Source organism: Aminobacter anthyllidis, from assembly GCF_018555685.1.
GTDB lineage: Bacteria > Pseudomonadota > Alphaproteobacteria > Rhizobiales > Rhizobiaceae > Aminobacter > Aminobacter anthyllidis.
Genome location: NZ_JAFLWW010000021.1, coordinates 1 through 22,478 on the forward strand (window position 1 = coordinate 1; position 22,478 = coordinate 22,478).

The following is a 22,478-nucleotide window of genomic DNA, read 5'->3' on the forward strand; positions in this document are numbered from 1 at the left end:
GTGGTGGCTCGAGTGGCGGCGGCGGTGGGGCTGGCGGCGGCTCGGGTGGCGGCGCCGGTGGCTGAGCCTGACCGAACCTGACCGGGCAACATGAAGCATACCCCGGGCGGCTTTTGTCGCCCGGTTTGGAAAGTTGGCTAGGGTGATAGACCAAGCCCCATGAGAACGCGGGCCCAGTGATGGATCGTTGCGCAGGCCTCAATACCGATCAGGCATGCCGGCAAAGACGCAAAGAATGCGACGGCATCGTCACGACGCAACTTCCGGCGGACAACCACCGTGCCACCCGCGTCCACGCCGTGCGCCTGAAAAACGTGCTTGGCGACATCCAGAACGATTGTGCTAACCTTCTCCATGGACGGTTCTCCCTCATGTGACTGTCGACAGCCACACTTTGGCACATTGCAATGCCGGGAGCGGAGGCCGTCCACCACATCAGGTCAAAGGAAGCCTGTTCGTCCACGGGCTGGGAGGCGACTTCTATGCCCTCTTCCCGCATAACCTGATGGCCGTGTTATTCGGCGCGGCCTTCGGCTTCTCGATCCTAGCGCCAGTTTGACCAGCCAGTGATCCTGCTTTGCGTGCGCTAGACGTCATGTTCCGAGGGCCTGAGATCGGTGGCCCGCCCTTTCGTGCGATTAAGAGACGAGGGTTGCTCGGATAGGCCGAGCCGATCCTCACGCACGGAGGACGAGCCATGGGAGAGTATAGCGAAGCATTTGTCGCGTTTGATGTAGCCAAGAAGAAGCATGCGGTGGCGATCGCCGAGGGCGGCCGCACGGGCGAAGTCCGGTTTCTCGGTGAGGTAGAGAATAGGCCAGCAGCGATAGAGCGGACGATCAAGAAGCTGGGAAAAAGGTACGATCGGCTGCACGTCTGCTTCGAGGCCGGACCGACTGGTTACGGACTTTGCCGTCAGGTCCGCGATCTTGGTCACGACTGCATGGTGGTTGCGCCCGCCCTGATTCCGAAGCGGTCGGGCGAGCGCATCAAGACGAACCGACGGGACGCGATCACTCTGGCGCGGCTGCATCGGGCGGGCGAACTGACCGGAGTGTGGGTGCCGGACGTAGTCCACGAGGCTGTCCGCGATCTGGTCCGGGCTCGGGAATCCGGAGCCGACGACCTGCGCCGCAAACGCCAGCAGCTGCTCTCCTTCCTTCTGCGCCATGGTCGGATCTACGAGGGCGGCGGCCATTGGACATTGGCGCACCGGCGCTGGCTTGCCTGCCAGGGCTTCGAGCATCCGGCGCAGCAGATCGTGTTCCAGGAGAAGATCGACGCGATCGAGGACGCGGTTCAGCGGCTACGCCGCTTGGACGAGCAGCTGAGCGCCGTCGTGCCCACCTGGTCTATGGCACGGGTCGTCGAGGCCTATCAGGCGATGCGCGGTGCCTCGTTCCTGGTCGCAGTGATCTTCGCGGCCGAGATCGGGGATGTGCGCCGCTTCGATACACCGCCGCAGTTGATGGCCTTCCTCGGCCTGGTTCCAGGGGAACGCTCGACCGGCGACACGGTCCGCCGGTCGAGCCTTACCCTCGCCGGCAATCGACGCGCCCGCCGCGCCTTGGTCGAAGCGGCCTGGACTTACCGCTATCCCGCCAGGGTCAGCGAGGCCCTGAGGCTCCGGCTCGAGGGGTTACCCAAAGCTGTCCGCGACATCGCCTGGAAGGCGCAGGTCCGGCTCTGCGCTCGCTATCGTCGCCTCAACGCCGCCGGCAAGAAGCCACCGGTGGTCGTGGCCGCGATCGCGCGCGAGATGGCCGCCTTCCTGTGGGCCATTGGGCGGGAGGTCGAACCGTCATAGACGAGTCTCGACCCAGCCCGCTGCACAGGGCCGGGGGTGGGGCCACGGTGGGGAACTCCCGTCGCTAGTTATGTGGCCGAGCCAATCCGCCCGACGCCCGCCCTCTAGACCGAGGAAAGCCCCGAGACGAAGACACGGAAGGCGGTATCCAACCCGCGGATGAGAGTCTGATCAACCGTCGTCTCTGAGCTCCACCCCCGGCCCTGTGCAGTTCCAGCCAATCCGACTGCTTTGCACATTTGCGCCAAGCAGTTGTTCCCTCTCGCCTTCAGCCTTGACAGGGAACATGAGAGACTAGTACCTGGCCGACAGTCTGAGCTTGCGTGATCAGGAAGAGATGATGGCCGAGCGAGGCATTGCCGTTGACCACACGACCATTCGCCGCTGAACCGTCCGTTTCGCACCGTTATTGCTGGAGCGTTTCAACCGACGCAAGCGTAGCGTGACCGGCAAATGGAATATCGCCGAGACATACATCAAGGTCCGCGGCCAGTTACCGCGCCATCGACAGTGTCGGCGACACAGTGGAGTTCTGGTTCAGTGAGCAGCGTGACCTGCCGGCGGCCAAGCGGTTCTTCAGAAAGGCGCTGGCACGTCATGGCCGACCTGACTGCGTCGTCATCGACGATAGCCAGACCAACCTGGAGGCTATCGTTTCCTGTGACACCACAAATTGCTTGCAAGATCGCTCCCGACGCCGGCTGAAGCCGATCGGAATCCGCAAGAGTAAATACCTGAATAATCGGATCGAACAAAACCATCGGCGCTTCAAGCGCCGCATCCGGTCAATGCTTGGCTTCAAATCACCAAGATCAGCCGCGATCGTCCTGTCCGGCATCGAACTGGTCCACATGATGCGCAAGCGACAGGCGAGATACGCCTTCAATCCGAATCCATCCTGGCCGAGCAGCTCGAAATTCTTGCCGCATAATTGGCCTCGCATCAGGCGCTGTCTGCGTCCGTTCAACCGATGCAACAAAACCCGACTTACTACTGCCGATTTGATGAACCCATGGCGGAAACCTGAAAGGCGTCTCGGCTGATCGGACTCTGCGACCTTCTGCCCGTCATGCCCGTGCCCTCCGTGGCGGCAGAGGAAGCAGGTCGATTCTTCTACTCGGCCGAACGAAATTGCTCATGGCAGCCTGAGCATGACTGCCCAACGACCTTGAAAGGAAGCCTCATTTCATCAAGACTCCCGGCTTCTGATGCCGCGACCAGAGTCTTGACCGCAGCGTCGAACTTTTCCATTTCAGCCTGGAACTCTGCGGGTTTTTCCCAGACCGCCGGAGACGCGCGGCTGGCGTGTTCGTTCGTCCCCGACGTGAACTGTTCACGAGACTGATGGCAATTCTTGTGAAGCGACGCGACGCTTTCTTGCGCTACGCGTGCATCGAATGCCTTCCGTCCGTTCAGCATCTCGCCGACGGTCTTCATGCTGTCAGCCATCTCTTTCATCATCGTCATGCGTTCGGCGATGACGCCCATGGCGCCCTCGTGGGCAACCGCCGCTCCGGTCGCGAGTACGGCGACCGCAAGCGCGATCATTCGATATTTGTGCATATCAAGAGGGTATGGCCTTTGAGGTTGAGGATTTGTCGTCAGATCTTCACGAGCATCGCAGTCAAGTACATGAAGCCTACGCCCGCGGCCAACCCTGCAAGGACCGGTGGCGATAGTAGCGCCGACGAACCCCGCCCGTCCGAGCGCATCAGATACAAGCCGACCTCGATGACTACCTGTAGGATCGCCCCTGCCCCAACAGCGAGCGCCAAGGCCGACCAATGTGGAGCATAGGCGAGGCTGCCGATCCACATGCCGATAACTGCCGGCCCGCCAGCGACAAGAGCGAGCCCCGCAAATGTCCAGAGCGACGGTCTCACCTTCAAAATAGGGGCGGCGATGCCGATGCCCTCTGTGATGTTGTGAAGCGTGAAACCCATGACGAGGAAGGTACCCAAACCGGCCGCGCCGGCGGCGAAGGCCGCCCCGATCGCAAGCCCTTCGCCGAGGTTGTGAAGGCCGATGCCAATCGCGATATAAGTTGCGAGCGCCAGCCCTGTGGGACGGCCCTCCCTTCGGGATACGCCCATGAGCAGAAGGAAGCTTGCCGCCGCCGCAAGAACGACCATCGCCGGTCCCTGGAAGATCGCCGCGGATTCGCCCGCGAACTCCATTGCGTCCTCGATGGTGTCCACGAGCAGGAAGCCGAGCAGGCCGATTGTCATCGCAAGCAGGAAATTCATCGTCGCCGGCCCAGCGCCGCGCAACGCCGGGTAAAACATGAGGCCTACTACCACAGGAAGGATGCCGACAAATGCGCCGAGGACAGCTTGCGATACGAGATTTCCGGACGTAACGACAGGCGTCGCAATCGCGACGGGAATCTCGTGACCGAACGTCGCGCCAGTGCTGGTGACGAAAGTCACCGCATGGGCCTCACCGAGGACCCAAGGGAACGGCACAATGATCCAAGCCGTGGCTCCACGGTTAATCAGGCCGGGCGGATCTTGCGTGAATTCCCAGTAGGCAGCGTCGACCTGCACCTGCGCGACCGACATCGGCTCGGATCCGCCGGCCCGGACGAGGAGGCGGAGCCCGGCTTGATCGAGAATCGTGCGCTCGACGGTGAGATTTTCGACCGGTGGTGCGCCGTTGTTGAAACTCGACAGCGGATTTGCCCAATAGAGCCAGGCGATAGCCAGACCCAGCACCGCGAACGGCACGAGCAGCCACAGAAGGTTGAGTCGCCGGCGCTCTGAGGCGGGCGTTGCGCCGGTCTCCAGGCTCTCGGTCGTTAAACGCTCGTTCATGACACAGCCTCTACAACATCGAACATGCCCATCCAGCCGAGTTCCGTGAATTCAGACTGGTGCGCGTGGAACATATACAGGCCGGTCTCGTGTTCCTTGAAACTGAACTCCAGGATGCCGCGCTGCGCCTGACACTGGACGATGAGGTCCACCGTCTTGAGCGTCGGCGTCAGCGTCGTGCCCTGGTCGAAATAATCGAAGAAGTTCGCGTGGAGATGGAAGGAGTTGATCGGGTCGAACTCAGTGACGTTGACCAGATAGATACGCACCGGCCGGTTGCGGATAACTTTGATCGGCTTCTTTGCATAGCAATGGGCAATGGTATTGCAGGCGTAGAACTCATTCTCGCCGTCGAACGTCGTATCGAAGGCGTTCATCACCATCGCCATTTCCTGCCACTCGGCATTCTCCGGCGCCCCCAAGAGGCGAGACCGCGCTACATCCGCCTGGTCGGGATGGCGCGTCGGGTCAGGATCGATGACGAATAGCCCGTACATGCCCTTATGGATGTGACGCGCGAGCGGCAGGGCATGACAATGATACAGATGGCAGCCGAAGGGCTTGGCGTCGAATTCGTAGACGAACTCCTCGCCGGGATTGATCAATCCCGCTCCGGGGATACCGTCCATCCGCGCGGCGTGGATGCCGTGAAAGTGCATCGAGTGCGGATGGGAGGCGTTGTTTTTGAAAACGATGCGGAGGCGCTCGCCCTCGACGGCCCTGAGCGCCGGTCCCGGAACACGGCCGTTGTAGGTCCAGGCTGGGAACATAACGCCAGGCGCGATCTCGATCTCCTTGTCCTCGGCCGTCACCTCGAAGGTTCGCAGTCTGCGGCCGTCCGGCATGGTGGAGAGGGTTCCGGTATCCCAGTCAGTCAGCATTGCAGTCGGATCGAAACCGTTGCGCTCGCTATCTACGTCGCCGATTGTGATCATGGCTCCGTGTGCCGCGCGGTGATCCGGGTAGCCGGTTGCGCCCGCCGCGGGCGTCGCTTGGTGACCGGCTCCGTGGCCGGATTGCCCTGCCGCATTCTTTGCGGTCAGGACAGCGCCACCTGCCGCGAGAAGTCCCGCGCCGAGGAAGCCCCGGCGGCTCGGATCGAATGACAACCAATGTCGCATGAGAGGGATTCCGGTTAGCAACTTCATTCAACAAAAGCACAATATCTTAATTATAGCAATGGCTATGATTGCACGGCGCATTCGCTGAGCGCGCAAAACAGGGAAATTCGGAGAATGTTTGTATCCCACCGCAATGACGAATAGCCTTGGCTATAAAATTCCGCTAAAATTGGCGAAGGACCAAGGAGTTAAGCCCGGAATGGTCGAGAGAGCAGATTCTAGCGAAAGCAATGCCGTTTTGGTCGACGCCAACGCGCAGGTCGAAAGCTTTCGTCAAACGCGCAATAACCGCCGCAGCGAGCTTGTGGAGGACTATGTCGAATTGATAGCTGATCTTCTCGATCATGACCACGAGGCGAGGCAGGTAGACATCGCCCAGCGATTGGGGGTGGCGCAGCCGACAGTCGCCAAGATGCTGAAGCGCCTCGCGACTGAAGGCTTGGTCCAGCAGCGACGATACCGCGGAATTTTCTTGACCGTCGAAGGAAAGAATCTGGCCGAGAAAAGCCGGGAGCGCCACCAGATCGTTGAAGCGTTCCTGTGCGCACTAGGCATCAGTCCGGAGACCGCGCGCATCGACGCCGAAGGTATCGAGCACCATGTAAGTGCCGAGACCTTGAGGGCGTTCACGACATTTCTGGAACAGACCCCGCAGAAAGGCGGAATGGCAGTTGCGGCCACTGTCCGCAAAATCTAATTGACCATCATTCTTGACGAATTGTCCAGCTCGGCCGCCTGCGTCGGACACAGCCTTTACCCGGGCCGCTCCCAACCTGGTTGCAACCAATCGTGAGTCAATGCTCGCCTTCGCAAAGTTGATGATTCGCGAGCGCCCTGATCACGTAACAATCCTTGACCTGGTCGCCTGCACATTGCGTGGCGATGCGCTCCAGTTCCTTCTCCAGCTTCCGCAGTTTTTCAATCTTCCCTCGAACATCCGTAAGTTGCTCCGCAGCGATCCGGTCGGCCTGCAAGCAGGGGCGCTCCGGATGAGCGCTTAGATCGATCAATTCGCGGATCGCGTCGATGGTAAGACCAAGTTCGCGCGCATGCTTGATAAAAGACAGCCTCTCGCGCTCCAATCGAGAATAGCGGCGCTGGTTACCCTCTGATCGCTCCGCAGGGTTCATCAAGCGCATCTGCTCGTAATAGCGGATCGTCGGAATTTTAACGCCGGTTCTTCGCGACAGATCACCGATTGTGAGCATATCCATCTCTCATTCCTACAGTTACTGGAGAAATGGGGCGGCGATCGCATTTCGTCAATCTGCTGCCCGGGATCGAGAGGATTTGTCGCACTGGCGCTTCGTTGTCGTGCGCACCGGCCAGCGCAAAAGCACTGCATCTCAATCCCGCCCAGCCGGGTAACGCGTCGAATATGCAGACGTTCGGGCGTACTACGATACCAGTCGGCTACTTCGAGTATTGCCAGCGCCTGACGCGGGAGCGCTGGAAGCAATGGTGGAGATCAATAACTTTGTGAACGCGTCTGTACAGCCTTTGACGGACCAAGAGATCTTCGGCGTCGAGGAAAAGTGGGGGTGGTTTCCGGAAGTCGTCGGCGATTGTGAGGACTACGCATTGATAAAGCGGAAGCTTCTCAATGAGAAAGGATCCCCTTTAGGCTCGCTTCTGATGACCGTAAGTCGGGGCGCCAAAAGAGGCGGGCACGCGGTGCTAACGGTCCTCACCGAGAGGGGAGATTTCGTGTTGGACAATGTCGAACAGAAGGTCCTGCTGTGGCGCGACGTGGAGATCTACTTTTTGAAGCGGCAGGCGCAAAAGGATCCGAATAGCTGGGTCAGCCTCGTAAACGGTTGAACTATCAGTTCCGAGATAACGCGGATACGCTTCCAACCACCCAAAGACCAGACCAGCCCAGCCTCCAGTGCGAGGACTTAAGTTGCGGCTCCTCCGTAGAGTATTTTCCATGAAATTGTGCCCGCCGATCACGCAGTTGAGCCAAAACACAATCGCCAAGCCGACGTAGGCCGTGGCTCCAACGACGGCAAATATTCCGAGGTCGTCTACGGAGGGGCCTGTCTAATCCTGAAGGGTATGCTTCTCTTACCAGGACTATGATCGGGGCGCTGGTGACAGGCCGCTCACTGGTTGGTGATCGGTGTGGACGAGTTCGAAGCGCGGCTTTCATTCTGTAGGTGCAGAAAGCTTGCCGCGAACATGCCTGCGACGAAAAGGAGGAGCGTGACCATCAGAATCGCGTTGTTTCTCTTTCGCTTACGAACAAGCTCACGCATTTCGGAATCTGATAAATTGAGCAGGGCGATTTCCAATTTTCCATCCTTCGCCAGCGCCTGGGCGCCGTTAGAGCTGTGCTGATCACTGTCTTCCGGTGCGGCTATCAGATGTCGGCGCCAAGATGAATGAAGCCGCGATCAGCCAAATAACCCCACGACGATCGCAACGTCCGCAAAATTGAACGCGGGCCAATGCCACCCGGCAAAATGCAAGTCGATGAAGTCGGTCACTGCGCCTCGTTGGACACGATCGCTCCGCCAGAAACAAGGCCCAGTGCCGAGGCCTCGATGCGGTTCTTTGCCGCTGCGGCCCACGCAACAAGCGCGAGTGCTACAACGGATGAGCCGAGAATGAGCGCGCCCGGCCTTGTCTGGAAGAAATCGGCAAACAGGCCGAAACTCACCCCTTCGTTGTAGCTGAGCATGAGATTGAGGAAGCTGGTTATCGAAATGACTTGGGCGGCTGCATCATCACAAGATCAACCATCACTGTCTTTGTGAATTGATCGGCCGAAAAAGCAGAGTTTATGAAAAGAAAGGCGAACAACAAACTCGCCGGTTGAATCCGATATGAAGCCATCGCGATCACCTTCTGTTGGCTGATGTTTTGGGCGATCTGATTTTCTGAAGGCTCGAGCAGGGTGGGTTCAAGCGCTGCGCATCAATTTTCCGTTAATCATGCTGACGAAGAATGGCGACCTTGGTAAGAGCGGCGAGGATTCGCGAAAAGGTCGCGCGTGGCTCGTTCATGTCGTCCTCGAACAGGTTGGTGTGTTTTGCTGCAAAGATTGTTCGGACTGGTGGTATTGATCGCGCTTTCGGCGGCGATCTCAGGATGTGTTTCGACCGTTCTCGAGGTCGACAACAAATCGGGCCAGCCCATTCCGGCAAAACTGGTCGGCGAGATGAGCAAGAGGAAAATGTCGCCTGCTGATCCGGTCGTCATCCGCATTTTCAAGGAGGAGAGCGAACTGGAGATCTGGAAACGCGATCGGACTGGCCGCTACGCGCTTCTGAAAACGTATCCCATGTGCCGATGGTCGGGAAAACTCGGCCCGAAAACGAAGAACGGCGATCGCCAAGCTCCAGAGGGGTTTTATCATGTCTCCGCCGGAATGCTGAACCCGAACTCGCAATACTACCTCTCATTCAATCTCGGTTACCCTAACAGGCTGGAAAGCGCGCTCGGCTATGACGGCGAAGCGCTGATGGTTCATGGTGCCTGTTCCTCGTCTGGATGCTACGCCCTCACTGACGCAGGGGTCGCGGAAATCTACGCGGTCGCACGAGAGGCATTGAAAGGCGGGCAAACAGCCTTTCAGGTTCAGGCGTTTCCCTTCCGGATGACCGCGGAAAACATGGCGAAGAATCGAGGCGATCCCAACTTCGATTTCTGGACCAACCTGAAGCAGGGCCACGACCTCTTCGAGGTCAGCAAGCGTCAGCCAACGGTCTCGTATTGCGGCCGGCGTTATGTGTTTGACGCCGAATTCGAGGGCGGGGAGCCCCGCGATCCGCTGGCTTCTTGCCCGCCACAGCTTAATTTGGAACAACCTGCGGTGGCCGCAAAGCGCGACGCCGATCTTCGCGGAATGGAAGCAGCGTTGGCTGGCGATGTAACGTTTTCAGCTCATGCCTACTCTGACGGAGGGATGCACCCGAGTTTCCGCAATCAGCTTAAGAAACGCGGCGCCGAAGAACTGGCAAAGAAGACTTCGTTGTCAGAGGTCCCGATCAGCCGGCCGGATGCGGCTTTGGCCGATCCGCACAACTCGGACGAGTGAAGCGAACTGGGCGCCGGGCCGCTTCGCGCTCCGGCGCCAATTTTGTTGTTTGGCAGCCATTTTCGGGCCGGTTGGAACGATGTCCTTCGCCAGATTCGGGAAGATCGGGCCGTCATGATTGCTGTCGGTGCAGAAATTGCAGTCTGCTTTGCCTTCTGGGCTTGGCTCCGCCTCTAAAGATCGCCGCTGTGGCTTTTTCCCGGCATGGCTACGCTGCCGCTGTTCGCCTATCTGCTGACGCTGGTACCGACCGACGCCGCCGGACGCGCTTACGCCACCTGGTGGCGTCTACATTGTGTGGCCTTACTTCGTTAGCAGAAGGCATCGCCTAGATCGCTGGTGTTCTCAGTGCAGGCATATGTCTTGTCGGCGCGGCGACAATCCTGTTCGTACCGCGTCAATAGCAGGCCAGTTTCCGCAAACTTGTCACTAAATCACCCGGGGCGACAAGGCTAGGGACTTGCTTCATAGCACCAAGTGCGGGCCAATAGCACATATGGAACCAACCCAGCCACCGCTAGAACAAACGAAAATAGTCGAAGCGATGTGGCGCTCGAAAGGGCTCCGGCTCACAGGGCCACGACGCGTCATTTTCGGCGTTATTTCCGAAATGACAAATCATCCCGATGTAGTGGAGTTGCACCGGCGCATCCAGGCCGTTGATAGGCGGATCTCGCTCGCCACGGTTTATCGCAACCTACGGCAACTCGTCGAAGTTGGTATCGTTATCCGGTACGCGTTTGACCACGGGCGCTCGCGCTATGAACTGGCGAGTCGCCCGCATCAAGATCACTTGATCGATCGCAAATCTGGAAAGCTCATCGAGTTTCACTCGTCCGAACTAGAGAAACTGTTAAATGAATTGGCGGCTCGCCACGGCTATCGGATCGTATCTCGTCGTCTGGAAATATACGTCGAAGCCTTAGCAGCGGCCGATCTGCGGGATTGACGTGGTGCACTCAACAGTGGGCTCAAAAAGAAGCCGGCGACCGCTGCTCCTGCAGCGTTCGAGGTCGACCGGAGAAGCGGCTTGAGGCTGCGCCTGAGCCACCGGGGCTTGGAAGCACGGCAACGGGCCGTGAGACAATCGCCGTTTGGCTCAAGAAGGTCCGTTCGAGCCTGATGAAAAACGACCGCAAAGACCCGAAACGGGCTGATCGCCTCGGCGTGCATCATGGTAGTTTTCGCGACTGCCCCACTTTATCTCCCCACCGTGATGTTGGCGATCGGCAGCGTTTCGACTATCGCTGCGGGCGGATTCGCTACTTTGTTCGTCGGGGCGTTCTTCTTCCTATTCTGGCTGAGGGCGCGAAGCCAGGTTCCCCGCAGTGAAGAGCCTCGACACCTTCGACTTCACTGCCATTCCTTCCCTCAACAAGATGCTGGTGCTGGAGCTGGCGCGCTGTGAGTTCATCCTGCGCCGCGAGAACATCATCGCGCTCGGCAATTCCGGCACCGGCAAGACCCATGTGGCGCTCGCGCTCGGGCTTGCCGCCTGCCAGAAAGGGTTCCCCGTCGCCTTCACCACCGCCGCGGCCCTGGTGCACCAGCTCATGGAGGCGCGCGACGAGAAACGGCTCCTCAACTTGCAGCGCGAACTGCAGGCGGTGAAGCTCTTGATCGTCGATGAACTGGGCTACGTGCCGCTGTCGCCGACCGCAGCGGAATTGTTGTTCGAGGTACTTCTCCCAGCGCTACGAGCACGGCTCGACCATCGTCACCTCAAACCTGCCTTTTGAAGACTGTACGTCGGTCCTGGGGTCCGAGCGGCTCACCGGCGCGCAGCTCGACCGGTTGACTCACCACGTGCATATCCTGACCATGAATGACGACAGCCCGACTGAAGCAATCCGCCGGGGGCAGCACCACAGTTGACGCGGCGGAGCAAAACCAGGCCACCGGCGAAACAGACGATCAGCCCAACGCCCCTGAAGTCGGCCCAGGAAACCGTCTGAGCCTTAACCGCCCGCCTAAATCCCACCGCCAGCTCGCTCGCTACGGCGCTATCGAAAAGCGCGCTTCGCGAACGGCCTCCACCGCACCCGGACTGGCCTGGTTTTACTCCGCCGCAGTGGCCTGGAATTCGGCCGCCGTTGACACACCACCGAAACCGACACGGACAAAAGCGATAAGCCCAACATCATGCGGATCATCGAATCACAGCCGGCTTGAACATTCGCTGAGTAACACGCCTGCCGGAAAGTCCATGCGACTGAAGTGTTTAGATGGAGCTGGATGGATTGGAGCCGCGTTGGCTGAGTCAAGGATGGGGAGGCAGCAAAAGTCGTCCCCCCGTCCTTGAAGCACGCATTCGTGACAATTAGTTTGGTCGTTTTTTGTGGCCACTCTTCCGGATAGAAGCAGCGGGGCGAGTGTCAGACTCGTCGCAGACAATGCGGTACGCCTCGGCAAGGCATCCCCGCTCGATATCCCCGCAAAGGCACTCCAGAGCGTGGAGCAGATGGTCGGCGATGTCAGGCCGACCAGCGTCATTGGCAAGCTTGAAGGCCTCTAGAATAGCTTGGTCGAGATGCTGCTTGTGACTGATCAACTTATCGTTTCCGAGCCTTCTATTGTCACCCTTCCAGGGACCGGAAGGTCAAGGTCAGTGCCGGCCTGTGGCATGTCCGTGAGATCGGCACAGGCAAGCTTGTGTTGAACTGTCATGGGCGGCCGAAAAACTTCCTCAGCCACAGCATCCCCCCGGGAAGTCGCTCTCCCCAGCCTCCTGTACTGGAGGGCAAGGGACCGAACCGTAGGAGCAATACACGCAACAGTCTCCCGATATTGGACGCAACAGTGCCCCGCAGCCCTTGCAGTCATAGAAGAACTGGCAGGCGTCGGTCGGCATCACTTCGATTTCCTGATGCCCGCATTCAGGGCAGGTGATTGTGCTGGTCAGAACGGTCATGTGCGATGTATCCGAACGCCTGTGCCGTATTTGATTAAGTTTAACTAAGGCTTGTTGAGATTCAGGATTCCCATATTGATCGGATTGTGATTCACGCTTTGGATGGATCGCTTTGTTTTGACGGACGCCCAATGGGCGAAGATGGAGCCTCATTGTTTGGGCAAGCCGACGGACCCCGGGCGCAGTGGGAGCGACAACCGCCGCTTCATCGAAGCGGTGCTGATGGATCGCGCGAACGGGTAGCCCCTGGCGCGATCTTCCGGCCTTTTTCGGGAACTGGAACACGGCCTTCAAACGCTATCGGGATTGGTTGAAAGCTGATGTTTTCATCAGGCTCTTCGAGGTCTGCTCGGACCAACCGGACATGGAATATGCGATGGTCGATGCCACCATTGTGAAGGTCCATCGTCACGGCCAGGGTGCAAAAGGGGGACTTCGCGGCAGGCCATAGGTCGATCCAAGGGTGGCATGACGACCAAGATCCTCGCCCTTACAGATGCGCTCGGCAATCTGGTCCGCTTCGAACTCATGCCCGGCCATCGCTTCGATACGGTCGGTGTGGCGCCGCTGATCGAGGGCATCAACTTTGGCGGGCTGATCGCCGACAAGGCCTTCGACAGCAATCACATCATCGCCGATCTCAATGAGCGCGGCGCGAAGATCGTCGTCTCCCAGCACCCAAGGCGCACAAAGCCGCTGCCGCTCGACAAGGAACTCTACAAGTGGCGCCACCTCATCGAAAACTTCTTCTGCAAGCTCAAGGAATTCAAGCGCATCGCCATGCGCGCAGACAAAACCGACCAGAGCTTCGCCGCTATGATCTATCTCGTCGCGGCAGTCATCAATTCTCGATGAATCTCAACAAGCCTTAGGCCGTTGATCAGCCAATCCGGATCCTGCTCTCGTCCAGGAAGACATAAGGTGGCACGTGAAGGTTGCGAGGCGCTGGGCCCCGCCTGACCCGTCCCGAAACATCATATGCCGATCCATGACAGGGGCAGAACCAGCCATTGTATGGGCCGTGCGGCTCGTCCGACCGCTGGCCGAGCGGAATGCATCCCAGATGCGTGCACACGCCGACGACCACCAGCCATTCCGACCGCTGGACACGCTCGGCATCCGCCTGAGGGTCGATCAGGTCGGGATTGAGATCGTCCGCGACGGCGGCGGCAACCATTTCCGGCGTGCGTCTGACCAAGAAAAGCGGTTGGCTTCGCCATTTGACGGTCACCCGCTGGCCAGGTTCGATTGAAGAAAGATCGACCTCGATCGTTGCCAGCGCGGTCACATCAGCCGACGGTCTCATGTTATCGATGAACGGCCAGAAGGTCGCGGCAGTGCCGACGGCGGCGGCCATTCCCGTTGCTACATAGAGGAAATCGCGGCGGGTCTCCGTCGGCCCAGTTGGATGAATGGTTTCGAACCCGTTATCTTGCATCGCATCACTCCTCCCCTGCCCCGCGAAATCTCACCCGATCCGCGTCAGAACAGGAAAATTCTCGAGCAGCCAAAACGAAAAAGCCGACAGGTAGCCGCCGATCATCGCAACCCCCATCGTCACCATGACGCCACCTGCCGCCTTCTGCAGGACCATGCCCGCCCTGCCAATGTTCCGCAGCCGTTTGGCGAGGGCGTGCGTGAACAGGGCAGCGAGCAGAAAGGGGATGCCCAATCCCAACGAGTACACGGCGAGCAGCGCCACGCCCTGAGCAACCGTCGCCGACGCCGCGCCCACGGTCAGGATGGCTCCGAGGATCGGCCCGATGCAGGGTGTCCAACCAAAGCCGAATGCCAGTCCAAGCAGATAGGCAGATAGCGGACGACCGCCGGGGAGATCTGCGTGAAATCGCAGGTCGCGCATGACCCACATAGGACGAATGGCCCCAATCATGAACAGTCCGAAGAGGATCACGATCACGCCGCCCATGATATTCAGTTCGTACCGGTAGCCGATCAGCAACTGGCCAAGAGCGGTGGCGCTCGCACCTAGCACGATGAAGACCGTCGAGAAGCCGAGCACGAAACAGAGGCTGAGGCCGACCGCCGGCAGCCGCAGCGAGACCGCTTCGCCGACCGCCTCGGAAATTACCGTCCTCCCGGCAACGTAGGAAACGTATCCGGGCACCAGCGGAAGCACGCAAGGCGACAGAAACGAAACTACCCCCGCGACAAAGGCGGACAGCAAGCCGATGCTGGAAATTCCCGACATCATTCAATTCTTCCCTTCTTTCGCCAAAGGCGTGTCGGTCGTCGCCCGCGCCTTGGCAATCAGGGTCTTCATTGTTGCAAGGTCGGTCGCGCCGCGCAGGACCTGGTCGCCGATAACGAAGCCAGGCGTTCCGTTGATGCGCAGGGACTGAGCCAATGCGACGTTGCGGTCGATCGCCGCCTGAACCTTCGGATCGTCCATATCCTTCCTGAGGCGCACGGTATCGAGGCCGACCTCCGCCGCGGTCTGAAGAACCGTGGCCTCCCCAACCTTGCCCTTGGCCTGCATCAAGGCGGTGTGGAACGCCGTGTATTGCCCCTGGCGATGGGCGGCCAGCGCGGCCTTGGCGGCAAATACCGAGCCAGGGCCAAGGATCGGAAACTCCTTGTAGACGATGCGCAGTTGCGGGTCGCCGGATTCCGCTTCACGCATAACGGACACGACCTGGCGGCAATAGGGGCAATTATAGTCGAAGAACTCCACCAGGGTGACATCGCCTTGCGGATTACCGCCGACCGGGCTGTCCGGATCACGGAACACTTCGTCGGCGCGCGCCGACAACGCGACCTGGCCCTCGTTCGCTTCGGCTTCGCGTTGGCGCGCTTCGAGGCCTTGTACGGCCTCGACGATGACCTCAGGGTTGGCCAGGAGATAGTCGCGTACCCGCTTGTCGAAGGCCGGGGTGGACACGATGTTGTCTGCTGCCGACTCGTGCGGGATTTTGAAGCCGGGATCAAGCGCGAACCAGACCCCGGCGGCACCAACCACGGCAACGGTGAACAAGAGCCACACCATTATCGAAGACCGCTTGCGTTTTTCCGTCATTGCCGTTTCCTCGGTTTTGTCAAAGCAGATCCCACCAGTTCTTCTCGCTGTGCGGGTGAGAACGGGTGGTGCCATTGGTGAGCGCGTTCACGAACGTGACGAGGTTGACGGTGTCGAATTTCAGGCCGTGGAAGTTCGCCTTCCAGGTTCCATCCCCGTCGATCACGTGCGTGACGATGCCGTGCATCTGATAGCCATCATCTGTTTTGGTGAACTTGTGGCCGAAACTCTCCGCAAGCTTGCGGGTCGTGTCCTCGGGTTCGTCCTGTATCGTGGTCAGGAACAGCCAGTTCACGGGATCGAGTCCATGCGCCGGGCCGTAGCTGCGCAACACGTCTGCGGTGTCGTTGGACGGATCGGTCGTAACCATGACGAACGTGACACGGTCCTTCATCGGTGTGTCGTTTACCAGTTTTTGGACCTCGGCGATCTTTTCCGCGTGGAGCGGACAGACATCCGGGCATGAGGTGTAGATGAAGTTGAGGACGACGACCTTGCCGCGAAGGTCGGCAAGCTGCACGGTGCGCCCATCTGCTGTTCGCAGTGTGAAGTCAGGCGCCGGCTTGTCGATCGGCTGGAAGTACTTCTCATTGCCGCCGATCATGGTCTCGACTTCATCGAGCGAGTGAGCACTGACAGCTGTCGCAAGCGCCGCGACCAGCACTAGGGCGGCGGCAAGGCGGGCGAGCAAACGCGTGGTCTTTCTGGCGACGAGCGCGTCGGGCAGTCCGTGGAAAAAGGCGCTGAAGCTATCGGTCCTCATTGCGACTGCCCTCCGCCCTCGGATTTGCCGAATGACTCTTCGGGCACCGCGTCGGCGTGGCACGAACGGCCGTTCATCCGGCTCATGCATAAGCCGAGAGCGCACATAGCGACGCACGGCAGCACGGACAGCAGTAGCGGCGCGATCCCGGCCGCGACCAGCCAACTCCAGTTGTAACCGATGCCAACCGTAAGCGCTGCGGCCGGCATCAGGACAAGCCCGCCTCGGCCATTGAAAACGCGTGGGAAAGCGTGAGCGACGACAGCCCGTCCAGGCGCATTTTCTTGGGATTCGGATGCTTGGATGTTCGTCATGGACGTTTCTTTCTCAGTCATTGGCAATACGGTCGCGCAGGAAGGCGACCATTGCGGGAGAATCCCATTCGGCGGGGCCAATCAGCCGCCCGACCTCCCGGCCTCCACGGTCGATCAGGATCGTCGCCGGGAGCCCGATTATGCCGAGGGCGAACATCGCCTTGCCGGAAGCGTCGATGTTGAGTGCGAGATGCTGGATGCCGATTTCGGCGAAGAATTTGCGCACAGCATCCGGCCCTGCCCGATCGATCGAAAGGGCCACGACCTCTAAGTCCGCTCCGCCGAGCTCGGCCTGCAATCGGTCGAGTGTCGGCATCTCCTTCCGGCACGGGACACACCACGTCGCCCAGACGTTGAGCAGCACGACCTTGCCAGAATGGTCCGCGAGCGTTCTTGGCTGGTCCTCGCCGTCTTGGAACTGGATTTCCGGCATCGGCTTCGGCGCTTCATGCATCGCGAAATTCGGCGGCGTTTCCGCGGCCAGGAGCGGTTGCGCCAACATGAGCAGAGATGCGGCCAGGGCAAAGGCGAACGTCCTCATGGCCGCCGCTCCTTCGCCTCGGCCCTAATGCGTTCGACAAGCGGAAGGATCGTTTCGTTGAGAGCCTTCTCCGTCACCGGGCCGATGTGTTTGTAGGCAATGCGCCCACCGGCGCTGACAACGAAGGTTTCCGGCACACCATAGACACCCCAGTCGATGGCAACGCGGCCGTTCAGGTCGGCCCCGGTACGTGTGTACGGGTCGCCCAGCGTATTGAGCCATTTCGCTGCGTCTTCAGGTCTGTCCTTGTAGTTGAGGCCGTGAAGCGGCACTTGGCTGTCGGCTGCCAACCGGACGAACACGGGATGCTCCTCGCGGCAGGCGACACACCATGAAGCAAAAACATTGACCAGAGAGACCTCGCCTACGAGGTCGGCGCTCGACAGCCCGAGCGTCCGCCCCTCAACTGGAGGCAGGCTGAACTCGGGAACTGGGTCGCCGATCAATGCCGAAGGGATGTCCGCCGCGTTCCGGTTGAGCCCCCAGGCAAGCACAAACGCGAGCCCGGCAAACACCGCTACAGGCAGAACAACCATCAATCGCCGACTGAGGGGATATGCCACATCGGTCTCCGGTTTTGCCGGGACGGTGTTACCGACCATCATGATACGCCTCGGATCTCTGTCCGCATGCGAGCCTCAGGCGGCCGGACAGGTAACGCCATCGCGGGAAGCAAAAGCAGGAGGTCGCGAGATCCTCCCGATTGAAAGCCATGGTAGACCATGTTCCCAATCCGCTACCGAGCCCGCCATTCGACATGCCTTCACTCCTTCGCGTAGACGGTCGGTTTCTTGCCGTCCTTGGTGATGGCGTAAACCGTGAAGGGTTCGGTCTTCTCGCCGACCATGCCGGGCGAGCCCATCGGCATGCCCGGAAGCGAGATTCCAGCGATGTCAGGCCGTTCGGTGAGGAGCTTTTCAACGAACTTCAAGGGCACGTGGCCGTCGATCACATAGCCGTCGACGAACGTCGAATGGCAGCCTTGGAAGTCTTCGGACACACCGGCCTTCCGGCTGATCTCGGCCAAGTCGTTTGTCGGCTTGACCTCTACCTCAAAGCCGTTCTTACGCAGATAGTCGGCGTAGCCTTCGCAGCAGCCACATTGCGGGTTCTTGTAGAGGACGGCCTTACGCGCCTCGCCCGCTTGAACGGCGGTAAGGCTGGTCGCAAGAAACGCGGCAAAAGCGAGAATTCGAAGCATCGGTGCTTTCCTTTCAGTGTAGTCGCAGGAATGGGCGCACTGGTTCAATTTTGTCGTCATTTTTCGTTCCTCCCGTCACGTTACCCGAAGCACGGTCATCAGCCCGGCAGTCTGATGGTCGGTGACGTGGCAGTGGAGCATCCAGTCACCGGGATTGTCGGCGACGAAGGCAACCTCGACCGTGTCCTTGGGCGCGAGAAGGACGGTGTCGGCCCATTGGTTGTGGGGCACTGGAACGCCGTTGCGGCTGAGCACCCGAAAGCTGAACCCGTGCAGATGCATCGGGTGCCACCAGGCGGTCTCGTTGCGCATCGTAACGACGTGGCTGCTGTCCCGCATCAGCGTCACGAGCGGCAGCATGTCGGCATGCCCGTCGCCCGTCATCGAGGTGCCGTTGATCGACCAGATGGCGCGGCCATGTGCCATGCCGCCGGTGCCGCCTGACATTCCCCCCATTCCTTGCATCTTACCGCCGCCCGTCATGTTGCCCATGCTCGGCATGCCCCCTTGGAGTGCCAGTTCGTGTCGTTTGGCGCTCTGGAGATCCGGCTCGGGTAGCGGGTTGCGCGGCAGGCGCATGGGCGCGTCGAGCGGGTTTTTCCGTAGAGGTGCTTGGCCCGCATAGGCGAAACTGGTCAGATCATAAGCAAGTCCGTCATAATAATCGTCGATGACGGCGTAGCGCCTGCCTGGCTCGCCCTGCATGTCGACAATTAGGTCGAGGCGCATCGCCGGGGCGAGCAACAGGCGGCCGCCTTCGGGCTCGTGGGGGTCGCAGGGCTGGCCGTCAACGGCGACGATGACGGGCCTATGCCCCTCGAACCGGAGGGCCATGATGCGGGCCAGCGAGGTATTGACCAGCCGCAGACGAATGCGCTCCCCGGCCCGGACATTCTGGTCCCCCGGCAGCGTACCGTTGAGGGTCACCGTATTGCCAACGCGGCCGGACATGGCCGCCTCCATCCGGTTGCCAAAGCCTGGAGCAATGTTACCGTCAGAATCCAGCCGCCAGTCGCCGAGAACCCACACGACGTCGCGGTCTGCGGGTACAGGCTCCGCCTCCTCGACAACCAGCGCGCCGGCGAGGCCGCGGCCGAGCTGCTGCAGGCTGTTGGCGTGCGGGTGGTACCAGAAGGTGCCGGCATCGGGCGGCGTGAACTCGTAGACAAAACGCTCCCCTGGCTTGATCGGCGGTTGCGTAAGCCCCGGCACGCCATCCATGGCATTCGGCAACCTGATGCCGTGCCAGTGGACCGTCGTGTCCTCTTGCAGGCGGTTTTCGACCACGATGCGTGCTGGCTTTCCTTGACGAAGTCGGATCACCGGCCCCGGGACATCGCCGTCATAGGCCCAGACATCAGTGTTCGAGCCGCCCCCTCCCTTTAAGCGGGCGCGACCGGGACCGGGCGTGATTTTGTAATCGCTGACAGCAGCGGCGAGCCCGAGTGTCGGCCTCACCATCGCGCTCGCGACAAGGCCTGCGCCAACCTGGAGCAGTTCCCGGCGGGACGGCGAATAATTGGAAAAGACAGTCACTTCCAAACCCCTTCGGCGATCATCGCGGATGGCTGGAGTCGCGAATACGCATGCCTGCGCAACCATCGGTAATTCACAGCTACTCGTCGGAACGAGCAGGTGCACTCAGACGCTGCAATCAGCCGTCAGGCGGATCGCGTCGCGTCAGACAATGCTGAAGGATCTCGGAGGGTATGGGTCGGGTATGGCTGCCCGTCCGCGCAGGTAGGGGAACGGCATAAGTGCGATGTGAGGAATTGAAACGGCGATGACTGTAACCAAATTCTGCGAAAGTACGGCCAGAACCGGAGCCACACAGACGGGAGGGCAGATCGTCATTTTGCCGCCGTCGGTTCGACCGTCGGGACAGCCGGAGCAACTACTATCCGAAGGCATCTTCATGTCCGATGCCATGGACATCTTGATCGTCATGTCATTGGCCTGAACAGCGGACAAGCTCAGACCTGCGGCCATAAAGACCGCAAGCATCAAAGCGAGTGCATGTCTGACTGACCAGCGCATCAATATGCATACTACAGTGCCGACGGCGTCATCTCAACTGTATACGCCATCGCGGCCTGCGACTCTGACGCACGCTTGGTGCTGGGGCCGACTATGGGCGCGTCATGCCTCTAATAAGGCCGTAGCTCGGCCCCTAAAGGCTGGGCTGATTCCATGCCCACTGACGCTCTTTGTCATGACATTTGCGATTTCGAGAGGCATTCCCACTGCGGGTCTCGCCTTTGCCGCGACCATGATGATCGGCGTGGCTGCAACCTTGTCGGCGGTCGCAATCACCGCGATCCTGTTTCGCCAGCAAGCGGTCCATCTTCTGCAATCACGGCCGAAGATGGTCGCCGCGCTAACTCGTTCGAGCGAGGCCGTCGCCGGCTTCGTGCTGGTGGCAATCGCAGCCCACGAAATCCTGATGAAGTGACCACCAAGTCGACACAGGCTATCGAGCGTCGAGGTTTGAGCGAAAGCCTACGCTTTGGCTCAAAGGAAGCCGTTCTCGCGCAACCACTTGATCAAAATGAGCTCTGTCAACGAGGCGGTCGACCGCATGTCAGCCTTCGCAGCCTTCTCCAGCGCCGCCTTCACGGAGGGCGAGACGCGAATACCAAGCGACGTAGTACGCTTCTCGGCTTCTTCGGACAAAATTGGCGCTCGCAAACCAGGACCATGCCTTTACGAAACCCGCAGAAAGGCCCACGAGGTCCCTACCCGCACTTCTAATCCTTTTCTTGCTGGCTCCCAACCGCATTCCCCGGCGAACCAGATCAAACTTGTTAGTTGAATCGCACGGAAGCCATCCAGTGCTCGCCAAGAAAGTGACAGGGGTGCCTGGGCAGTTGGGCAACTGCCGAAGGTATCAATCTCTTGGGTCGTCGCACCGGATGGCCCCGGGGAGCCCCTGGTCAGGAGGGGACCAGGGTTCCAACACGCTCCGCATTCGCCTCCGCCTCCAGCAGAGCTGATCGCTTGCCGCGGTGGAGATCCTTGGCAAACACGCACGACGCGTCGTGTCCTGGGGACAGCTTCAACGCGGGCGGCACCTGCTGCTTGCAGTCGTCGACCACCATCGGGCAGCGGGTGCGGAATCTGCAACCGGACGGCGGATTGGTCGGGCTCGGCACCTCCCCCACCATCAGCGGGACCTTGCGCTGCCTCTCGGCGATCGGGTTGGCTTCTGGAACCGAGGCCAACAGCATCTGCGAGTACGGATGGCTCGGATGGTCGTAGAGCTCCTGCGACGGGCCATGCTCCACGATCTTGCCGAGATACATGACATAGACGCGCGAGGCCGCCTGCCTGACGAGTTCGAGGTCATGGGCGATGAACAGGCAGGCCACGCCCAAATCCTTCTGCAGTCGCAGGAACAGGTTCATCACCTGGGCACGGATCGAAAGGTCCAGCGCGCTGACCGGCTCATCGCAGATCAACACCCGTGGATTGACCGCAAGCGAACGAGCAATGGCAACGCGCTGGCGTTGACCACCGGAGAGCTCGCGCGTATGGCGGTCCTTCACGACATCGGCCAGGCCGACCTGGTCGAGAAGCTCCTTGGTACGGCGGTCGCGGTCGGCCCTGGACCTGATCCCGTCGATCTGCAGGGCTTCGTCGAGGGCCTCCCCGACCGTCTGGCGATCGTTGAGGGACGAATAGGGATCCTGGAACACGTATTGCAGTGCCCTGCGGCTGTCGCGCAACGCCGCGCCCGAAAGCGTGCTGAGGTCGACGCCATCGAGCAGCACCCGTCCGGAGGTTGCCTTCTCGAGCCCGACGATCGTGCGCCCGAGCGTCGACTTCCCGCAACCAGACTCACCGACCAGGCCAACGATTTCACCCGGATAGAGTTCGATGGAAACGTCGTCGACCGCATGCACAAACTTGCCGCGCTGGACGCTCTTGAACC

Annotated in this window: 23 protein-coding genes and 6 pseudogenes; 10 read left to right on the forward strand and 19 right to left on the reverse strand. The window is 60.1% G+C overall.

The annotated features are described in order from the left end of the window. Window positions 1-149: 149 nt before the first annotated feature. Window positions 150-356 (reverse strand): annotated as a pseudogene (locus J1C56_RS32430) (IS110 family transposase); the annotation flags it as partial. A gap of 341 nt (window positions 357-697) precedes the next feature. Here J1C56_RS32430 and J1C56_RS32435 point away from each other — a divergent pair. Together J1C56_RS32435 and J1C56_RS32440 are read left to right on the forward strand one after the other, a co-directional pair. Next, window positions 698-1,807 carry an IS110 family RNA-guided transposase gene (locus tag J1C56_RS32435; RefSeq protein ID WP_214394025.1) on the forward strand — a complete coding sequence of 370 codons (1,110 nt, stop codon included), beginning with the start codon at window positions 698-700 and terminating at the stop codon, window positions 1,805-1,807. 301 nt (window positions 1,808-2,108) lie between these two features. Further along, window positions 2,109-2,738: pseudogene (locus J1C56_RS32440) on the forward strand (IS6 family transposase). Window positions 2,739-2,920: 182 nt separating this feature from the next. On the opposite strand, the gene J1C56_RS32445 reads toward J1C56_RS32440, so the two are convergent. From J1C56_RS32445 to J1C56_RS32455, 3 genes are read right to left on the reverse strand one after another with little or no spacing between them, the layout of a single operon-like run. Continuing rightward, window positions 2,921-3,355 (reverse strand): c-type cytochrome, encoded by a 435-nt coding sequence (locus J1C56_RS32445; protein WP_246592301.1) that lies wholly within the window; start codon window positions 3,353-3,355, stop codon window positions 2,921-2,923. A gap of 53 nt (window positions 3,356-3,408) precedes the next feature. Then, window positions 3,409-4,620: a ZIP family metal transporter gene (locus J1C56_RS32450; protein ID WP_246592303.1), complete on the reverse strand. Its 1,212-nt coding sequence runs from the start codon at window positions 4,618-4,620 to the stop codon at window positions 3,409-3,411. Then, window positions 4,617-5,741, reverse strand: a complete 1,125-nt coding sequence (locus J1C56_RS32455; RefSeq protein ID WP_214394027.1) for a multicopper oxidase domain-containing protein — start codon at window positions 5,739-5,741, stop codon at window positions 4,617-4,619. The genes J1C56_RS32450 and J1C56_RS32455 overlap by 4 nt, the downstream gene beginning before the upstream one ends. Window positions 5,742-5,940: 199 nt before the next feature. Between J1C56_RS32455 and mntR the strand changes: the two genes are divergently transcribed. Next, window positions 5,941-6,438 (forward strand): manganese-binding transcriptional regulator MntR, encoded by a 498-nt coding sequence (gene mntR, locus J1C56_RS32460; protein ID WP_214394028.1) that lies wholly within the window; start codon window positions 5,941-5,943, stop codon window positions 6,436-6,438. Window positions 6,439-6,535: 97 nt separating this feature from the next. On the opposite strand, the gene J1C56_RS32465 is transcribed toward mntR, so the two are convergent. After that, window positions 6,536-6,949: a MerR family transcriptional regulator gene (locus tag J1C56_RS32465; protein WP_214394042.1), complete on the reverse strand. Its 414-nt coding sequence runs from the start codon at window positions 6,947-6,949 to the stop codon at window positions 6,536-6,538. Window positions 6,950-7,199: 250 nt separating this feature from the next. On the opposite strand from J1C56_RS32465, the gene J1C56_RS33265 reads away from it, so the two are divergent. Further along, window positions 7,200-7,562: a transglutaminase-like cysteine peptidase gene (locus J1C56_RS33265; protein WP_246592305.1), complete on the forward strand. Its 363-nt coding sequence runs from the start codon at window positions 7,200-7,202 to the stop codon at window positions 7,560-7,562. Between the two features lie 284 nt (window positions 7,563-7,846). Here J1C56_RS33265 and J1C56_RS32475 read toward each other — a convergent pair whose 3' ends face one another. Further along, a complete protein-coding gene (locus J1C56_RS32475) occupies window positions 7,847-8,035 on the reverse strand; it encodes a hypothetical protein (protein ID WP_214394029.1) in 189 nt (62 codons plus the stop codon). A gap of 102 nt (window positions 8,036-8,137) precedes the next feature. Further along, a pseudogene (locus J1C56_RS32480) lies at window positions 8,138-8,424 on the reverse strand (signal peptidase II). 372 nt (window positions 8,425-8,796) lie between these two features. On the opposite strand from J1C56_RS32480, the gene J1C56_RS32485 reads away from it, so the two are divergent. The 4 genes and pseudogenes from J1C56_RS32485 to istB all read left to right on the forward strand — a co-directional run. After that, window positions 8,797-9,783 carry a L,D-transpeptidase family protein gene (locus tag J1C56_RS32485; protein ID WP_214394043.1) on the forward strand — a complete coding sequence of 329 codons (987 nt, stop codon included), beginning with the start codon at window positions 8,797-8,799 and terminating at the stop codon, window positions 9,781-9,783. Between the two features lie 114 nt (window positions 9,784-9,897). Beyond that, a pseudogene (locus J1C56_RS32490) lies at window positions 9,898-10,187 on the forward strand (YnfA family protein). A 92-nt stretch (window positions 10,188-10,279) separates the two neighbouring features. Further along, complete coding sequence (locus tag J1C56_RS32495; RefSeq protein ID WP_214394030.1) at window positions 10,280-10,732, forward strand: Fur family transcriptional regulator; 453 nt, start codon at window positions 10,280-10,282, stop codon at window positions 10,730-10,732. Between the two features lie 358 nt (window positions 10,733-11,090). After that, window positions 11,091-11,619, forward strand: a pseudogene (istB, locus tag J1C56_RS32500) (IS21-like element helper ATPase IstB); the annotation flags it as partial. A gap of 850 nt (window positions 11,620-12,469) precedes the next feature. Here the strand turns inward: istB and J1C56_RS33270 are convergent. After that, the gene (locus J1C56_RS33270; protein WP_246592307.1) at window positions 12,470-12,694 is read right to left on the reverse strand and encodes a GDCCVxC domain-containing (seleno)protein; all 225 of its coding nucleotides are present in this window, start codon (window positions 12,692-12,694) and stop codon (window positions 12,470-12,472) included. A 102-nt stretch (window positions 12,695-12,796) separates the two neighbouring features. Here J1C56_RS33270 and J1C56_RS32505 point away from each other — a divergent pair. Then, a pseudogene (locus J1C56_RS32505) lies at window positions 12,797-13,549 on the forward strand (IS5 family transposase). A gap of 25 nt (window positions 13,550-13,574) precedes the next feature. Here J1C56_RS32505 and petA read toward each other — a convergent pair. From petA to J1C56_RS32550, 9 genes are all read right to left on the reverse strand, one after another. Then, window positions 13,575-14,132: a ubiquinol-cytochrome c reductase iron-sulfur subunit gene (gene petA, locus J1C56_RS32510; RefSeq protein WP_214394031.1), complete on the reverse strand. Its 558-nt coding sequence runs from the start codon at window positions 14,130-14,132 to the stop codon at window positions 13,575-13,577. Between the two features lie 30 nt (window positions 14,133-14,162). Then, window positions 14,163-14,903: a cytochrome c biogenesis CcdA family protein gene (locus tag J1C56_RS32515; RefSeq protein ID WP_214394044.1), complete on the reverse strand. Its 741-nt coding sequence runs from the start codon at window positions 14,901-14,903 to the stop codon at window positions 14,163-14,165. Between the two features lie 3 nt (window positions 14,904-14,906). Then, window positions 14,907-15,728 carry a DsbA family protein gene (locus J1C56_RS32520; protein ID WP_246592311.1) on the reverse strand — a complete coding sequence of 274 codons (822 nt, stop codon included), beginning with the start codon at window positions 15,726-15,728 and terminating at the stop codon, window positions 14,907-14,909. Between the two features lie 19 nt (window positions 15,729-15,747). Further along, the gene (locus J1C56_RS32525) at window positions 15,748-16,491 is read right to left on the reverse strand and encodes an SCO family protein (RefSeq protein ID WP_214394032.1); all 744 of its coding nucleotides are present in this window, start codon (window positions 16,489-16,491) and stop codon (window positions 15,748-15,750) included. Further along, window positions 16,488-16,805 (reverse strand): hypothetical protein, encoded by a 318-nt coding sequence (locus J1C56_RS32530; protein ID WP_214394033.1) that lies wholly within the window; start codon window positions 16,803-16,805, stop codon window positions 16,488-16,490. Before J1C56_RS32530 ends, J1C56_RS32525 begins: the two co-directional genes overlap by 4 nt. 13 nt (window positions 16,806-16,818) lie before the next feature. Next, window positions 16,819-17,346 carry a TlpA family protein disulfide reductase gene (locus J1C56_RS32535; RefSeq protein WP_214394034.1) on the reverse strand — a complete coding sequence of 176 codons (528 nt, stop codon included), beginning with the start codon at window positions 17,344-17,346 and terminating at the stop codon, window positions 16,819-16,821. Then, window positions 17,343-17,948, reverse strand: a complete 606-nt coding sequence (locus tag J1C56_RS32540; protein WP_420797454.1) for a DsbE family thiol:disulfide interchange protein — start codon at window positions 17,946-17,948, stop codon at window positions 17,343-17,345. The genes J1C56_RS32535 and J1C56_RS32540 overlap by 4 nt, the downstream gene beginning before the upstream one ends. Before the next feature lie 161 nt (window positions 17,949-18,109). After that, on the reverse strand, window positions 18,110-18,547 hold the full coding sequence (locus tag J1C56_RS32545) for a DUF411 domain-containing protein (RefSeq protein ID WP_214394036.1): 438 nt from the start codon (window positions 18,545-18,547) through the stop codon (window positions 18,110-18,112). 75 nt (window positions 18,548-18,622) lie between these two features. Further along, complete coding sequence (locus tag J1C56_RS32550) at window positions 18,623-20,008, reverse strand: multicopper oxidase family protein (protein ID WP_246592313.1); 1,386 nt, start codon at window positions 20,006-20,008, stop codon at window positions 18,623-18,625. 751 nt (window positions 20,009-20,759) lie between these two features. On the opposite strand from J1C56_RS32550, the gene J1C56_RS32555 reads away from it, so the two are divergent. Then, window positions 20,760-20,999 carry a hypothetical protein gene (locus J1C56_RS32555; RefSeq protein WP_214394038.1) on the forward strand — a complete coding sequence of 80 codons (240 nt, stop codon included), beginning with the start codon at window positions 20,760-20,762 and terminating at the stop codon, window positions 20,997-20,999. 59 nt (window positions 21,000-21,058) lie between these two features. Here J1C56_RS32555 and J1C56_RS32560 read toward each other — a convergent pair whose 3' ends face one another. After that, on the reverse strand, window positions 21,059-21,220 hold the full coding sequence (locus J1C56_RS32560) for a hypothetical protein (protein WP_214394039.1): 162 nt from the start codon (window positions 21,218-21,220) through the stop codon (window positions 21,059-21,061). A 260-nt stretch (window positions 21,221-21,480) separates the two neighbouring features. Then, on the reverse strand, window positions 21,481-22,478 hold a 998-nt coding region (locus J1C56_RS32565), incomplete at its 5' end, for an ABC transporter ATP-binding protein (protein WP_214394040.1).

Bases quoted from the DNA above. Each gene is read 5' to 3' on its own strand.
- J1C56_RS32435 (WP_214394025.1), top strand. From the start codon at position 698: ATGGGAGAGTATAGCGAAGCATTTGTCGCGTTTGATGTAGCCAAGAAG.
- J1C56_RS32445 (WP_246592301.1), bottom strand. From the start codon at position 3,355: ATGATCGCGCTTGCGGTCGCCGTACTCGCGACCGGAGCGGCGGTTGCC.
- J1C56_RS32450 (WP_246592303.1), bottom strand. From the start codon at position 4,620: ATGAACGAGCGTTTAACGACCGAGAGCCTGGAGACCGGCGCAACGCCC.
- J1C56_RS32455 (WP_214394027.1), bottom strand. From the start codon at position 5,741: ATGCGACATTGGTTGTCATTCGATCCGAGCCGCCGGGGCTTCCTCGGC.
- mntR (WP_214394028.1), top strand. From the start codon at position 5,941: ATGGTCGAGAGAGCAGATTCTAGCGAAAGCAATGCCGTTTTGGTCGAC.
- J1C56_RS32465 (WP_214394042.1), bottom strand. From the start codon at position 6,949: ATGCTCACAATCGGTGATCTGTCGCGAAGAACCGGCGTTAAAATTCCG.
- J1C56_RS33265 (WP_246592305.1), top strand. From the start codon at position 7,200: ATGGTGGAGATCAATAACTTTGTGAACGCGTCTGTACAGCCTTTGACG.
- J1C56_RS32495 (WP_214394030.1), top strand. From the start codon at position 10,280: ATGGAACCAACCCAGCCACCGCTAGAACAAACGAAAATAGTCGAAGCG.
- J1C56_RS33270 (WP_246592307.1), bottom strand. From the start codon at position 12,694: ATGACCGTTCTGACCAGCACAATCACCTGCCCTGAATGCGGGCATCAG.
- petA (WP_214394031.1), bottom strand. From the start codon at position 14,132: ATGCAAGATAACGGGTTCGAAACCATTCATCCAACTGGGCCGACGGAG.
- J1C56_RS32515 (WP_214394044.1), bottom strand. From the start codon at position 14,903: ATGTCGGGAATTTCCAGCATCGGCTTGCTGTCCGCCTTTGTCGCGGGG.
- J1C56_RS32520 (WP_246592311.1), bottom strand. From the start codon at position 15,728: ATGACGGAAAAACGCAAGCGGTCTTCGATAATGGTGTGGCTCTTGTTC.
- J1C56_RS32525 (WP_214394032.1), bottom strand. From the start codon at position 16,491: ATGAGGACCGATAGCTTCAGCGCCTTTTTCCACGGACTGCCCGACGCG.
- J1C56_RS32530 (WP_214394033.1), bottom strand. From the start codon at position 16,805: ATGACGAACATCCAAGCATCCGAATCCCAAGAAAATGCGCCTGGACGG.
- J1C56_RS32535 (WP_214394034.1), bottom strand. From the start codon at position 17,346: ATGAGGACGTTCGCCTTTGCCCTGGCCGCATCTCTGCTCATGTTGGCG.
- J1C56_RS32540 (WP_420797454.1), bottom strand. From the start codon at position 17,948: ATGGTCGGTAACACCGTCCCGGCAAAACCGGAGACCGATGTGGCATAT.
- J1C56_RS32545 (WP_214394036.1), bottom strand. From the start codon at position 18,547: ATGCTTCGAATTCTCGCTTTTGCCGCGTTTCTTGCGACCAGCCTTACC.
- J1C56_RS32550 (WP_246592313.1), bottom strand. From the start codon at position 20,008: ATGGTGAGGCCGACACTCGGGCTCGCCGCTGCTGTCAGCGATTACAAA.
- J1C56_RS32555 (WP_214394038.1), top strand. From the start codon at position 20,760: ATGACATTTGCGATTTCGAGAGGCATTCCCACTGCGGGTCTCGCCTTT.